Genomic DNA, 12,785 nt, shown 5'->3' with positions numbered 1-12,785 from the left:
GTAACCCTCATCCCGACCTCAGCTTAACCAGTGGCGCACGGAAAGTGGGCGAAGGAATCCCTACTGTAATCATTCGGAGACCTCGCCTGTGCGGATGGGCGGAGGTTGCGGAGGGACGCCAACGGCCCCGGCGGCCGCAGGGCTTTGGGCACTGACCGGGGCGCGCGGGGGGCCTAGAGTTGGACTGTGACCAATCTCGAAGTGACTCCCGAGCAGGAAGTTTGTCCACCGGCGGCCCCCGAAGACAGTTCGGGCCCTTGCCTGCAGCTCTGGCCGGAACGGGAAGTTCCGCTGGGTGGGGTGCGGGCCATGAATGTTCGTCGCACGCTACCCCAGCGGGGCCTGCCCACCATCGGTGCGTGGTGCTTCCTGGATAGCTTCGGACCGGACAGGACCGCAATGTCCGTGCTCCCCCACCCGCATATCGGGCTGCAGACCGTGACATGGCCGCTGGCAGGGCATATCCGCCACCGGGACAGCGTGGGCAGCGACGTCGTGGTCCGACCGGGCGAACTGAACATCATGACGGCCGGGCGCGGCGTCTCCCATTCGGAATTTGCTGTTTTGCCGTCGTCGCTCCCCACCTCCGACGGCGGCGGGCAGCTGCCGCTGCAGCGCGGGCTCCAGCTCTGGGTTGCGCTCCCGGACAGCCACCGGCACACGGAGCCTGCCTTCGAGCAGCACCGCGAACTTCCGTCCGTGACCGGTGAAGGATTCACCGCGACGGTGATGGTAGGGGAATTCGCCGGTGCGGCGTCACCGGCCACCATGTACTCCCCGATCGTCGGCGTCGACATCTCGTGCGCGGGCCCGGCCGTGCTCCCCCTCAACAAACACTTCGAACATGCCGTCCTGGTGCTCGACGGCGGGCTGGTGGTGGACGGGCAGGAGATTCCGCCGGGGCCGCTGGGCTACCTGGGCGTGGGACGGACGCAGCTGGCCGTTGAGGCGCTCCCGGACACCAGGTTCGTGCTCCTCGGCGGCGAACCATTCCAGGAGGAACTCCTGATGTGGTGGAACTTCGTGGCACGCACCCATGAGGAAGTGGAGGAGGCTCGTGAGGCTTGGGAGGCTCAGGCCGGTATGCCTGGTTCCGAGGCCAGGGAAGCACGCTACGGGCTGGTGGAAGGGCACGGGCCCGACGCCGGTGCTGAAGCAGGCCGGATCCCCGCGCCCGTCCTGCCAACCGTGCGGCTGACGCCGCGGAAGCGCAGTACCCTCCCGTGACGGGCCGTTGCCGGTAGGTCAGTCAGAACTGGCCGTCCGGCAGGCCCCCTTGGGCTACTCCTGCTCGGAGACCAGCTGCAGGACACCGAACACAGGTTCCTGGTCCAGTACGCGCACGTCGGTGATGCCCGCAGCGGCCAGATGCTTGCGGAAAGCGTCCTGGAGCGGGACAACATTCATTCCCAGGCCGCCGCCCAGAATGACGGGCCCGTCAATTCCCAGCTTCCCGAGCGCCTGCGCGGCCAGGGCTGCGAGGTCGCTGCCGGCCTGGTCGAGGAGCTCCTGGCTTGCGGCGTGGCCTGCCGCAGCCGCCTCCACCACCAGGCGCGCCTGCTGCGCCCAGAACCGGCGGCCGGTGTCCGGGGAATGGAACAGCGAGATCAGCCGGTTGGGATCATTTACCCCGCAGGAGGCCAGGAGCGCCGCCGTCAGCTGGTCGACCGGAAGGCCCTGGTTCATCCTGCGCAAGCTGTAGCGGACAGCTTCGCGCCCCAGCCAGTAGCCGCTGCCTTCATCGCCGAGGAGATAGCCCCAGCCACCGGCCCGGGCCTCTTCGCCTTTGGCATTCCGGCCCCAGGCCGCTGAGCCCGTTCCGGCGATCACTGCAACGCCTGTGCTGGCCCGGCCGGCCGCCAGCAGCAGGCGGGAGTCATGGACCACCGTAATCCTGGCTCCGGGAACGTGGGGTTCAATCAGTGCCGCGAGCGCTGCGGCGTCGTCATCCGTGTCGATCCCGCCTGCGCCGGCGTACACCTGGGAGACGCTGCCGCCGCCGATCCGGGCGAACAGGTCAGCGAGGTTGAAGGCCGCTTCCTCGCGGCTGACGTTTTGGACGTTGGAACTGCCGGCGGACTCGTCTGCGACCACCCTTCCGTCAACAAAACGGACCCCGCGGGTCTTGGTTCCCCCAATGTCCAACCCGATGACGGTTCCTGATAAGGGGCTGCGTCCGGCGGGGCTGTGTTCTGCGGAGGACGGGGTCAGGGGATTTTCGATGTCAGTCACATCACCAGCCTACTGATGCCCGTTCGGGAAGCCTGCGCCGCCGTCACCATTTCATACGCTGCGGGATTGGACGAGGCCTGCCAGCAGCTGTGGTCCCTCCTTAAGGACCATCTCCCGGAAAAGCCGGACAGCGTCAGGTTCGGCATCGGGGCCGGGTTTACGCAATCGCCACGCCAGTCCGATTTCCCGGAAGGCCAGGCCTGACTCAATTGCCACTTCGACCCAGCCCAGGTTGCCGGTCTCCGGGCTGACCTCACGGCCCGGGCCGCTGCCGCCGGGCGGGAGGATGCTCACGCCAAGCCCGGCCGATACCAGCCCCCGCACCGTGTGGGAGTCCTGGCTTTCAAAGGCGATGCGCGGCCGGAAGCCTGCTTCGCGAAAGAGTGCGTCCGTCAGGGAACGCAGGCCATAGCCGGACCCCAGTGCCACAAACGGATCGGTCCGGATGTCCTGGATCCGGGCGCTGCGGCGGGACGCCAGCGGGTGGGAGTGATGGACTACCAGCCGGAGCGGTTCGCGGTAGAGCGCTGCCGACGAAACGGAGCGGCCTGCCGGCGCCACGGGAGCAGTGAGGGCCAGGTCCGCCTGTCCGGATGCCAACTCCGCGAGGCAGCTGTCCCTTGCACCCTGGCTGAAAGTGAAACCTGCTTCGGGGTGGCGGCTGCGGAAGGCGCTGACCAGCAGCGGCAGGGTGGCCTCGCCGAAGGTGTGCTGGAACGAGATGGATATCCTTCCGCGTACGACGTCCGATTCGTGCCGGACCAGGTCCAGCCCGGTCTGGAATTCGTCCAGCGCAGCTTCGATGAATGGAAGCAGTGTCCGGGCGGCGGCCGTCAGGCGCACTCCCCTGCCGTCGCGGATCAGGAGTTCGGTTCCGACGGCGGCGCTGGCGCGGCTCAGTGCGCGGCTCACCGTGGACTGCGGCACGCCCAGGAGCTCGGCCGTTTCGGTGATGTGCTGCGTCCGTCCCAGCTCGGCAAGGAGAGGCAACAGCGGGAGCAGTTGGGCCATTTGTTTCTGGTCAGCGTCCATGGAGCCACCTTTCCAGCCGGTTATTCCGTTCCATTTTTGATATGAAATTCAAGGCAAACATGCATTGGAAGCATATATTGCCCGGCGTCTATCGTGGAGAAATGGGCACAGATCAGCGTTCGGCCGGCAACGGGAGACCAGTTCCGACGTCGTGGGAAGGCCATCCGAAAGGCTCCGCTGCGTACGGGAAGGTCCTGGCTGGCCTGGCCTTTGCCGGCGTCGCCACATTTGCCCAGCTCTACTCCACGCAGGCCGTGCTGCCGATGATGGCAATCGACCTGCGGATTACAGCTGCCGAGGCCGGGCTCACCATTTCACTGGCCACTGTTGGGCTGGCGGTCACAGTCATCCCCTGGTCCTTCCTCGCGGACAGGATCGGACGTGTGAAAGCTATGGCCCTGGGTATCAGTGCCGCCACGGTCCTCGGCCTGCTCGTGCCACTCGCCGAAAACTTCGGGATACTCCTGGGGCTGCGGTTGCTGGAGGGAATGGCTTTGGGAGGGATACCTGCCATCGCCATCGCCTACCTCAACGAGGAAGTCAACAAGGCACATGCTGCCTTGGCGGCCGGAAGCTATGTCGCGGGAACCACCCTCGGCGGCCTCGCCGGAAGGCTCGTTGCCGGGCCCGTCGGTGAACTCTGGGGATGGCGGGCAGCCGCGTTAGCGGTGTCACTGCTGGCCACCGTGGCAGCGGTACTGTTCCTGCTGCTGGTCCCCAAAGCCCGGGGGTTCACGCCGGCGAAGGCGGCAGGCCTGCGGGGCGCGTTCAGGACGCTTGCCGGCCATGTCCGTAACCGGAGGCTGCTGGCCCTGTATGTCCAGGCGTTCCTGCTGATGGGCGGCTTTGTAGCCGTCTACAACTACCTCGGCTTCCGGCTGGCCGCCGCTCCCTTTGGCTTGCCGGCCACGTTGATCAGCCTGATCTTCCTGGCATACCTGTCCGGAACTGTCTCCTCACGCTGGGCAGCGGGATTGACCCTGCGCTTCGGGCGCCGGAATGTCCTGTTGGGAGGCGTATTCCTGATGGTGGCTGGGCTTGCCCTGACCCTCACACAAGTGCTGGCAATCATTTTGCTTGGCCTGGTGATATTTACTGGCGGCTTCTTTGCAGCCCACAGCATCGGCGCCGGCTGGACAGGCACCATCGCCTCGACGGGCCGGGCGCAGGCCGCGTCGCTGTACAACCTCTCCTATTACCTCGGCTCCAGTGTCGTCGGCTGGGCTGGCGGGCTGGTCTTCCAGTCCTGGGGCTGGCCGGCCCTGGCAGCAACCGTGATGGCGCTGGCTTGCCTCACCGCGGTAACTGTCGCCGTCGCCCATCCCTGGCGTGAGACCCGAACGGCCCCGGAACCGTCCGCCGGCTCACAGGAAGCTGCTGCTGCTTAGTTGCGAACTATCGGCTGGCCGAGCCTAAAAGTACTGGCGATTATTCGGACACCCGGACTGCCCGCGGGGTGAATGGGCGGAATGGGACGTCTAGGATGAACTCAGCACACTTTGAGGAGATCCCATGAGCAGCAACGCCAAGAACGTCCGGACCGGGGCCCATTCCGAACCCCTGGATGCCATCGACGAGCGGCTGCTCGCGGCCTTGGTTGATGATGCCCGGATCTCCAACAAGCAGCTTGCCGAACTCGTGGGCATCGCGCCCTCGACCGCGCTCATGCGCACTCGGGCGCTCTCCGAACGCGGCATCGTGCAAGGCTTCGAAGCCAAGCTCAGCCTGTCCGCCATCGGACGGTCCGTGCAGGCACTCGTGGCCGTCAGGCTCAGGGCCCACGACCGGGACCAGATCGACCGCTTTACTGCCCGCGTCCCGCATCTTCCGGCGGTCCTGTCCACCTTCCACACCTCAGGATCCGTTGATTACCTGCTGCACATCGCCGTGGCCAGCACCGAGGACCTGCGGGACTGGGTGCTGGACAACCTGGCGACAGACCCTGTGGTTGGCCACACGGAGACAACCCTTGTATTCGACCACATCCAGGGAAACCACGGGCCGCTGCCCGAGTAGCCACTGCCCACGCTCCCGCACTGAGCGTGTGCTAGCGGCGGGCGCCCCGAACGGCCGTCCGCAATGCGAGTGCAGCGATCGCAAAGGACGCGGCGCCGCACAGCACCACAAAGCCGGTGACAGACGCTGCCAGCCCGAACACCGCCGTCGCCCATCCCAGTCCCAGTACCGGGACGGCGCTTCCCAGGTACGTGATGACATATACCGTGCTGATGACCTGCGCATGATGCGCCGATTCCACTTTGGCTGCGACGTCGTTGAAGACCACGCGGAAGGCCACCCCCTGCCCCAACCCGGCACAGATGCTGGCGGCAACCAGCAGCAACGGACTGTCCCAAGCCGCGGAGGCAGCCAGCAGCAGCACCGAAACGCCCAGGACTGCCAAGCCCGCCGGGACCACATACCGGCCGCGGGCACGGAGGAGCTGGCTCAGGGCGGAGGCGCCCAGCGTCAGCCCCGCCAGGGCACCGATGACCGGGCGGGACTCGGCATGCACGATCTGGGCAAAATAGCCCGGCGCCAAGGACAGGCAGAATCCAAAGACTGAGAAGCTGAGGAACCCGACGGCGGCCGCGAGCCAGAAAGCCCCCCTCGCCTCCGTGGACACGGACGGCCGTCGCGGCGCCAGCGCCTTGAACGGGCTGGCGCCGTCCCCAGGCATGATTGCCGGCCGGGCCTGGAGCAGGTACAGGGGTACGAGCAGGACGGCAAGCAGCGCGGAATGCACGTAGTAAGGTGCCGTCGTGTGCTCGGGCAGCGTGGACAGGAGTCCACCAATGGCCGGACCTGCCGCCACACCTCCCGCGGAGGCCAGGAGGGTAAAACGCGAGGCCCATTCCGGGCGGGTGGGCAGCAGCTCCCGCAGCGCGGCGGCACTTGCCCCAGTGGCCAGCGCCACCGCCACCCCCTGCAGGGCGCGCCCGGCGGAGAGAGCTGCCAGGCCATCCGCATGCGCGAAAATCCAGCCACCGGCAAGCCCCACAACAACAGCAAGGATCAATGCCGCCCGCCGGCCGATGTGATCCGACCAGTGCCCCGCCAGCATCAGGGTGGATACGAGGGCGAGCACGTAACTGGCGAAGGCAACGGTGATCCCGAAAGACGAAAGCCCCAATCTGGCCTGCAGCAGCGGATACAGGGGTGTAGCCAGGTTCGCGCCTACCAGCAGGGTAAAAATGACGGTTCCGGCGATAACCAGCCGTGCAGTTGTGGAAGCATCCCAGCCCGCGCGGCCAGCGGGGGCTGGACGCATGCGGAGTTCACTGAAAACTGTCAATCTTGTGCCTTTGCTTCGACCGGCGCCGGGTGTCCTTGTGGGATCCGGCGGCAGGGTAAGAACGGATATCTACAGATTGCGGCACAACTGCCCGATTGATCCTTTGTTCATGCAAGAATTGGTCAAAATCATCAATTCCTAGCCACATTCATGCCGGAAAGTGAGAGTTTTGAACAACACCCTTGACCCCACCGACCTGAAGATCCTGCTGGAGCTGATCCGCGATCCCCGCGTGCAGATCGGCGAACTCAGCGACTCTCTGGGTATCGCGCGCAACACTGCGCAGTCGCGTGTACGGCGGCTGCTTCGTGCCGGCGTCCTCCACGACGGCGGCCGCGAGATCGACCTCGAGGCGGTGGGGTACGACGTCGTCGCCTTCGTGACGATTGAAGTCACGCACCGGGAGCTCGACGGCGTTGTGTCGGCATTGCGGCTCCTCCCCCAAGTCCTGGAAGTCCACGAAATTTCCGGGCGGGGCGATGTCTGGTGCCGTGTGGTGGCCACGGACACCCACAACCTGCAGGCCGCGCTCCGCCAAATCCTCAGAATCAAGGGCGTTATCCGGACTGAAACCGTCCTGGCGCTCCATACGCACATCCCGTACCGGACCGAACCGCTGATCAGCAGGCTGGCACAGGGCGGGCAAACCCAGGCAACACGGCCGGCCCGGCCCCCCAGGGCCGCCCACGGGCAGCCAAGCGACTAGGCTTTCGAGCATGGATTGGCTCTCATATATCTCGCAGATCAATTGGCTGGCCGTGCTGGTCGCCTTCATTGCAAGCATGGTTATCGGCTTCGTCTGGTACCTGCCGGCCGTGCTGGGCAACAGGTGGATGGCCGCGATCGGCAAGACGGAGGAGGACCTCAAGAACATCAGCGGCGGCGCCCGGATCTGGATCCCGATGATCGTCGCGGCAGCCCTGACAGCCATTCTGCTTGCTGTCCTGATCAGCAAACTTGACCTGGACAATGCCATGGCCGGAGGGTTCTTCGCCCTGGTCCTGGCCTTGGTTTTCCGCGCGGGTGGACATGTCATCCATAACGGCTTCGCCGGACGGCCAGCCGCGGTCACCCTCATCGACTCCGGCCACGACCTCCTGGCGATGACCGTTGCTGGTGCGATCATCGGAGCCATGTCCTGAACCGCCGTCGCGCCGCCTCACCGAAAGGACCCTTCCACCGTTGACGATTATCGACAACGCCGTCTATGTGGACGGTGTCCGCAGCGCTGAGCCAGAGTCCATGGAACAGACATTCGAAACGCTCGCCCACCACGGGGGCATGGCCTGGATCGGGCTGTACCGGCCGACCCAAGCGGAGATGGCCGCCGTGGCCAGCGAGTTCGGCCTCCATGCCCTGGCGGTCGAGGATGCGATTTCCGCGCACCAGCGCCCCAAGCTTGAGCGGTACGAGGACAACCTCTTCACCGTGCTCCGGCCGGCCCGCTACCTCGATGCCACCGAAACTGTGGAATTCGGCGAGCTCCACATCTTTACTGGCCGGAACTTTGTCGTCACCGTTCGCCATGCCGAGATGGCAGGGGTGGCCACGGTGAGGCGCCGGCTGGAGTCGCGGCCCGAGCTCCTCCGGCACGGCCCGGAGGCTGTCCTTTACGCTCTGCTGGACAAGGTAGTGGATGACTATGCCCCCGTGGTGGCCGGGCTCGAGAACGACATCGACGAAATCGAAGACCAGCTGTTCAGCGGTGACAGCACGGTCTCACGCCGGATTTACGAACTCGCCCGGGAGGTCATCCAGTTCCAGCGCGCGATCCACCCACTCCCAGGCATGATGCAGCAGCTCAAGCGCGGGTTCGAGAAGTACGGGGTGGAAACGGAACTGCAGCACAGCCTCCGTGACGTGGAGGACCACGTAGAGCGGGTCATTTCCCGTGCCGACTCTTTCCGCGACCTCCTCCAGAACGCGCTGACGCTGGACGGGACACTGACCGCCAACCGCCAGAACGAGGCCAGCGCCGAGCAGAACGAACAGGTCAAGAAGATCTCGTCATGGGCGGCGATCTTCTTTGCGCCTTCGTTCGTGGCCGGCATCTATGGCATGAACTTTGACCACATGCCCGAACTCCACTGGGCTCTGGGCTACCCCATGGCCATTGCCTTGATGGCCGGGACGGCAGGCCTGATGTACGGCATCTTCAAGAAGAAGGGCTGGCTCTGATGCCGGGCCCAGGGAACGATGGCGCTGCTGCGGCGGCGCTGGTCCATGGCCGGATCATCACTCCCGGCACAGATCACCAGCTGGGCACCTACGGGTTGTTCCCGCCGTCGGCCGCCCAGCAGCGTATCCTGACGCCAGCCACCGCGCCGCTCACGGCCAAAAACGCTGAGCCGGACCTGCTGTGGGTGGGATTTGCCGAGCTCTGCGGGGGCGCTGCGGCCCTGGCCGACTACCGGGCGTTGGCGGACCAGCACAGCACGTGGGTCATCGACGGCGTTCCGGACCCCGAGGCGGTCTCGGCAGACATGGCCCTGGGCTGGATCCGCTTCGCCAAAGCCGTGGAGGCCCTCCGGGAGCGGGGCCGGACGCTGTTCCTGATCGGGCGCAGCCCCCTCGACTGGGACCGCGCGACCGTCGCTTGGCGGGGCGCCCACATTCCTGGCACTTCAGACGTGCCGGAAGCGATGGCCAGGATTGCCCGACACCTGGCGGTCCTAATGCGGGTGGAATCGGCCGCCGAGGCGGTTCCGGAAGGTATCTCCGGAAGCTAGGCGGCGTGAACGCCGATTTCCGCACCGTCGCCGAATACAAGACGGCGATTGGCTACCTTTTCAGTGAAGAACCGGTCGTGGCTGACTACCACCACGGCGCCGGGGAAATGCAGCAAGGCGCGTTCCATGACTTGGGTGCTGGAGAGATCCAGGTGGTTGGTAGGCTCATCCAGAAGCAGGACTGAGGCCCCGGAGAGCAGGCACTGGGCCATTGCCACGCGGGCACGCTGGCCACCAGAGAGGTTGCCGATCCGTTGCTTGAGGTCGGCATCGGAAAACTGGAACATCGCCAGAAACCGGTGGACGGATTTTTTCGTCGCAGTCAGCGCCAGGCTGTCGGGCATCGCGTTGACCGCGTGGGTGACCGTGTCGTCGTCGTTAAGCTCTTCAAGCACCTGGTTGTACGAGACCATGCCCGCTCCCTTGGCCCACGAGACCGAACCGGAATCGGCAGGCTCCTCGCCCGTGAGTGCCCGCAGGAGGGTGGACTTTCCGCTGCCGTTGGCGCCGATGACCGCGATCCGGTGCCCGCGGCCAATCTCGAAGCTTAGGTCTTGGAAAAGTGTCCGGCCGTCATAGGATTTGCCGAGCGAATCCACCCTGCACAGCACGTCCTTGACGTAGAGGCCGCCGTAGATCTCCGTGATGATCTGATCCACGGGCCGGGGCGTCCGCGACTTCTTGATCCTGGCCAGCTGGTTGGCCAGCCCCTTACTGGCCGCTTTGGCAGCCTCCCTGCGGTCCGAGATGCCCTCGGCTTCGAACGCCAGCAACTCGGACTCGTGCAGAAACTGGCTTTCCAGGCTCTTGAGCCGGAACTGCTTGGCTACGACGTACTCAGCGAAGTTGCCCGGGTACTCATGCAGGTGGAAGTTTTCCACCTCCACGATGCGGGTGACAACGGAGTCCAGGAATGTCCGGTCGTGGGAGACGATGATCGCCGCACCCTTTAAGGTCCGGAACCAGCCCTCCAGCCATTCGACGCCGGCCACGTCCAGGTAGTTGGTGGGCTCGTCCAGCAGAAGCACATCAGGGGCCTCAAGCAGGATCTTGGCCAACGCGGCGCGGTTCCGCCAGCCACCGGACAGTTCATCGATGGAGCAGACACGATGGGCGTCGTTGAATCCCAGGGTGGTGAGCACTTTGTCGATGCTCCGCTGGTAGTCCCAGCCGTCCAGCCGGTCCATGTCCTCGAAGAGCTCCGATTGGCGGTGGATAAGGATGTCCAGTTGAGCATCCCCCGGCCCTGCGGCGATCTCGGCGTCGATGGCCGCCAGTTCAGTTTCAATGTCCTTGATGTGGTTGAACAGGCCATCCAGGACCTCAAGGATGCTCGCCTCGCCGTCCAGTTCCGAGAACTGTGAAAAGTAGGCGGTGCTGACACCCGGATCCAGGCTGATGGTGCCAGCGTCCGGTGCCACCTGCCCGAGGATGAGCCTGAGGATGGTGGACTTGCCTGACCCGTTCCGGCCGATGAGGCCCACCCGGTCTCCCGGTTCAAGCCGGAAGAATGCTTCACGGAGCACCGGTGTTTTTTCGAAGCCGACGCTGACGTCGTTCAGCCGGATCAAACTCATTGACTCTGTCCAATCCAGGGAAGGTTCGTGCGCAGGAAACCGTCCGTATCAGACAGCCAAGTTTGTGGAGCTAAGGGGATTCGAACCCCTGACCTCTTCGATGCGAACGAAGCGCTCTACCAACTGAGCTATAGCCCCGGAACCGCCCGCTCTCCGTTGGGAGCCGCGGGGCCGGTGACCCTAGGCTACAAATTTTCCGGTCACTTTACCAACCGGGAGCCGAAAAGACTCCTTGGCCTGTGAGTCCGGCGGGCAGCAGGATGTCAGGCGCGCCGGCGCTGCAGGACGTCGTCGAGGTTGCTCAGTGCGCTCTGTGCTTTTGTCAGCGGCTTCGCGGCAGGCGCGACCGCCGGCGCGGCCGGAGCGCCCTGCTTCAGGGAGGGCTTGCCTATGGCCTTGGGCGACTCGGGCAGGTCCAGGGGCTCGGGTGCGGGCCGCTCGGCTTTTGCCGCGTCGACGTAAACCGGTTTGGGGACATCAACCGGTTCCCACGTTTCTCCGGCAGGTACTGAATCCTTGGCCGTGCTGGCGCTGGTGTCGCCGGCTTCGAGGGCAACGGCGAGGGCAGCCTGGCGCAGTTCAGCGGCCGTCAGGGGCTTGGGTTTTGGCCGGTGGGCTTCGGCGTCGAACAGCTGGCTTTCCGGCTGGGGCCCGGGCTGAGGTGCCGGGGTCTGCTCCGGTTGACCTTCACGGCGGGCCGGTGCACTCATCGCGGACCTGAACGCGGCACTGACCTTTTTCCTGCGGTCACGGACAGCAAGTCCACGCAGCAATGCCAACGATCCAAAGGCGGCCAGGAAGGCAAGAACCGGCAACAGGGGCGTGCCCAGCCCGAACGGCAGAAGCACACCGGCAATGACTGCGGTCAGGAGGGCAATGAGTGCCAGCAGCGCAATGGCCGTACGGCCGTAGCGGATGCGGAATCCACCGGTCCCTGCCCTGGCCCCGGGCTCCGCGGCGGCGTCCAATGCGGCTACGGGGCTCTTCCTGATGTCCATGGCTTTCTCCTGCTGGGCGGTGATGTTCATGACCGTCCCGGCTCTCGGGTCCGATGATTCAGTAGCTGGTGCGTCCGCCGTCATCTCGCCTGCGGCTTGAAACTGGTGCCGGCGGTTCCGGAGAACATACGGGGCAACCCAGACAATCCAGAGCACAACGGCGACCACAAGGATCACTGAGCTGCTAAGGGGGAAGTCCACAATCAAAACCGTATGAGCATTACGCCAAGCCCTGCGGCATTAGCCACGGTGTGTCGCCGGCAACGTGGCAAATCAATGGATTTATGACGGCGCGGGACCTAGGAGGGGCGGGACGCCAGCCAGCGGGGAAGCAGCCCATCCGGGACTTCTTCCGAGGTCAGGGCGAAAGTCCGGTGGTCTGCCCACTCCCCATTAATATGCAGGAAGCGCGGCCGGTAGCCTTCGTCGCGGAAGCCGAGCTTTTCAACGACGCGCAGGCTGGGGCCGTTTTCCGGACGGATGTTGATCTCCATGCGGTGCAGCCCCAGAACCTGGAAGCAATGATCCGTAGCCATAGCTACGGCCGTTGGAGCAATGCCGTGTCCGGCCCGCGCCTGGTCCACCCAATACCCCAGCGTTGCCATCATGGCCGAACCCCACACAATGGATGACACTGTCAACTGGCCAACGATGGCGGGAGCAGCTTGCTGGGGACGCCGCTCTGTGATGAGGAACGGCAGCGCGGTGGACTGCGCCGCCTGGATCTTGAGGGACCGCACCATCTGCCGGTAGTCGGGCAGGCCGCCGCCAGGAGCCGGGTTGGACGCCTCCCAGGGAGCAAGCCATTCGCTGTTCCGCCCCCGAACCTCGGTCCACTCCTTTTTGTCCCGGTACCGGATAGGGCGCAGTACCAGGTCCCCGCACTCCAGTGTGACGGGCCAGATGGGGCCGGCGCGCACGGTGC

Annotated in this window: 13 protein-coding genes and 1 tRNA gene; 7 read left to right on the top strand and 7 right to left on the bottom strand. The window is 65.3% G+C overall.

All coding sequences use genetic code 11. The annotated features are described in order from the left end of the window. Positions 1 to 186 precede the first annotated feature (186 nt). Complete coding sequence (locus V9L17_RS06840) at positions 187 to 1,227, top strand: pirin family protein (protein WP_337345658.1); 1,041 nt, start codon at positions 187 to 189, stop codon at positions 1,225 to 1,227. Between the two features lie 54 nt (positions 1,228 to 1,281). Here the strand turns inward: V9L17_RS06840 and V9L17_RS06835 are convergent, their stop codons facing one another. Together V9L17_RS06835 and V9L17_RS06830 are read right to left on the bottom strand one after the other, a co-directional pair. Continuing rightward, positions 1,282 to 2,232, bottom strand: a complete 951-nt coding sequence (locus V9L17_RS06835; protein WP_443197921.1) for an N-acetylglucosamine kinase — start codon at positions 2,230 to 2,232, stop codon at positions 1,282 to 1,284. A gap of 51 nt (positions 2,233 to 2,283) precedes the next feature. Continuing rightward, the gene (locus tag V9L17_RS06830) at positions 2,284 to 3,264 is read right to left on the bottom strand and encodes a LysR substrate-binding domain-containing protein (protein WP_337345657.1); all 981 of its coding nucleotides are present in this window, start codon (positions 3,262 to 3,264) and stop codon (positions 2,284 to 2,286) included. 101 nt (positions 3,265 to 3,365) lie between these two features. On the opposite strand from V9L17_RS06830, the gene V9L17_RS06825 reads away from it, so the two are divergent. Continuing rightward, positions 3,366 to 4,652 (top strand): MFS transporter, encoded by a 1,287-nt coding sequence (locus tag V9L17_RS06825; protein ID WP_337345656.1) that lies wholly within the window; start codon positions 3,366 to 3,368, stop codon positions 4,650 to 4,652. Between the two features lie 124 nt (positions 4,653 to 4,776). Next, on the top strand, positions 4,777 to 5,280 hold the full coding sequence (locus V9L17_RS06820) for an Lrp/AsnC family transcriptional regulator (protein WP_337345655.1): 504 nt from the start codon (positions 4,777 to 4,779) through the stop codon (positions 5,278 to 5,280). 31 nt (positions 5,281 to 5,311) lie between these two features. Here V9L17_RS06820 and V9L17_RS06815 read toward each other — a convergent pair whose 3' ends face one another. Beyond that, positions 5,312 to 6,556, bottom strand: a complete 1,245-nt coding sequence (locus tag V9L17_RS06815) for an MFS transporter (RefSeq protein ID WP_337345654.1) — start codon at positions 6,554 to 6,556, stop codon at positions 5,312 to 5,314. 169 nt (positions 6,557 to 6,725) lie between these two features. On the opposite strand from V9L17_RS06815, the gene V9L17_RS06810 reads away from it, so the two are divergent. The 4 genes from V9L17_RS06810 to zapE are packed head-to-tail and all read left to right on the top strand — an operon-like array spanning position 6,726 to position 9,285. Further along, on the top strand, positions 6,726 to 7,262 hold the full coding sequence (locus tag V9L17_RS06810) for an Lrp/AsnC family transcriptional regulator (RefSeq protein ID WP_337345653.1): 537 nt from the start codon (positions 6,726 to 6,728) through the stop codon (positions 7,260 to 7,262). Between the two features lie 10 nt (positions 7,263 to 7,272). Continuing rightward, complete coding sequence (locus V9L17_RS06805) at positions 7,273 to 7,698, top strand: DUF1761 domain-containing protein (protein WP_337345652.1); 426 nt, start codon at positions 7,273 to 7,275, stop codon at positions 7,696 to 7,698. A gap of 40 nt (positions 7,699 to 7,738) precedes the next feature. Beyond that, positions 7,739 to 8,734 carry a magnesium/cobalt transporter CorA gene (corA, locus tag V9L17_RS06800; RefSeq protein WP_337345651.1) on the top strand — a complete coding sequence of 332 codons (996 nt, stop codon included), beginning with the start codon at positions 7,739 to 7,741 and terminating at the stop codon, positions 8,732 to 8,734. Continuing rightward, positions 8,734 to 9,285: an AFG1/ZapE family ATPase gene (zapE, locus tag V9L17_RS06795; RefSeq protein ID WP_337345650.1), complete on the top strand. Its 552-nt coding sequence runs from the start codon at positions 8,734 to 8,736 to the stop codon at positions 9,283 to 9,285. The genes corA and zapE overlap by 1 nt, the downstream gene beginning before the upstream one ends. Here zapE and V9L17_RS06790 read toward each other — a convergent pair. The 4 genes from V9L17_RS06790 to V9L17_RS06775 all read right to left on the bottom strand — a co-directional run bounded on the left by V9L17_RS06790 (position 9,282) and on the right by V9L17_RS06775 (position 12,780). Then, positions 9,282 to 10,862 (bottom strand): ABC-F family ATP-binding cassette domain-containing protein, encoded by a 1,581-nt coding sequence (locus V9L17_RS06790; RefSeq protein ID WP_337350904.1) that lies wholly within the window; start codon positions 10,860 to 10,862, stop codon positions 9,282 to 9,284. The two genes, zapE and V9L17_RS06790, sit on opposite strands and share 4 nt — an antisense overlap. Before the next feature lie 65 nt (positions 10,863 to 10,927). Further along, positions 10,928 to 11,000: transfer RNA gene (locus tag V9L17_RS06785), tRNA-Ala, on the bottom strand. A gap of 125 nt (positions 11,001 to 11,125) precedes the next feature. Further along, positions 11,126 to 12,061: a hypothetical protein gene (locus tag V9L17_RS06780; protein WP_337350903.1), complete on the bottom strand. Its 936-nt coding sequence runs from the start codon at positions 12,059 to 12,061 to the stop codon at positions 11,126 to 11,128. A 98-nt stretch (positions 12,062 to 12,159) separates the two neighbouring features. Further along, complete coding sequence (locus V9L17_RS06775) at positions 12,160 to 12,780, bottom strand: GNAT family N-acetyltransferase (RefSeq protein WP_337350902.1); 621 nt, start codon at positions 12,778 to 12,780, stop codon at positions 12,160 to 12,162. Positions 12,781 to 12,785: the final 5 nt, after the last annotated feature.

Origin of the sequence: Pseudarthrobacter sp. CCNWLW207 (assembly GCF_037203945.1) — a bacterium.
In the GTDB taxonomy this organism is placed as follows: domain Bacteria; phylum Actinomycetota; class Actinomycetes; order Actinomycetales; family Micrococcaceae; genus Arthrobacter.
Note: the sequence above shows the minus strand (reverse complement) of the source record. Positions and strands in the feature narration are given on the sequence as shown.

Coding starts and splice junctions, on each gene's coding strand:
- V9L17_RS06830 (WP_337345657.1), bottom strand. CDS start 3,264: ATGGACGCTGACCAGAAACAAATGGCCCAACTGCTCCCGCTGTTGCCT.
- V9L17_RS06825 (WP_337345656.1), top strand. CDS start 3,366: ATGGGCACAGATCAGCGTTCGGCCGGCAACGGGAGACCAGTTCCGACG.
- V9L17_RS06820 (WP_337345655.1), top strand. CDS start 4,777: ATGAGCAGCAACGCCAAGAACGTCCGGACCGGGGCCCATTCCGAACCC.
- V9L17_RS06805 (WP_337345652.1), top strand. CDS start 7,273: ATGGATTGGCTCTCATATATCTCGCAGATCAATTGGCTGGCCGTGCTG.
- zapE (WP_337345650.1), top strand. CDS start 8,734: ATGCCGGGCCCAGGGAACGATGGCGCTGCTGCGGCGGCGCTGGTCCAT.
- V9L17_RS06790 (WP_337350904.1), bottom strand. CDS start 10,862: ATGAGTTTGATCCGGCTGAACGACGTCAGCGTCGGCTTCGAAAAAACA.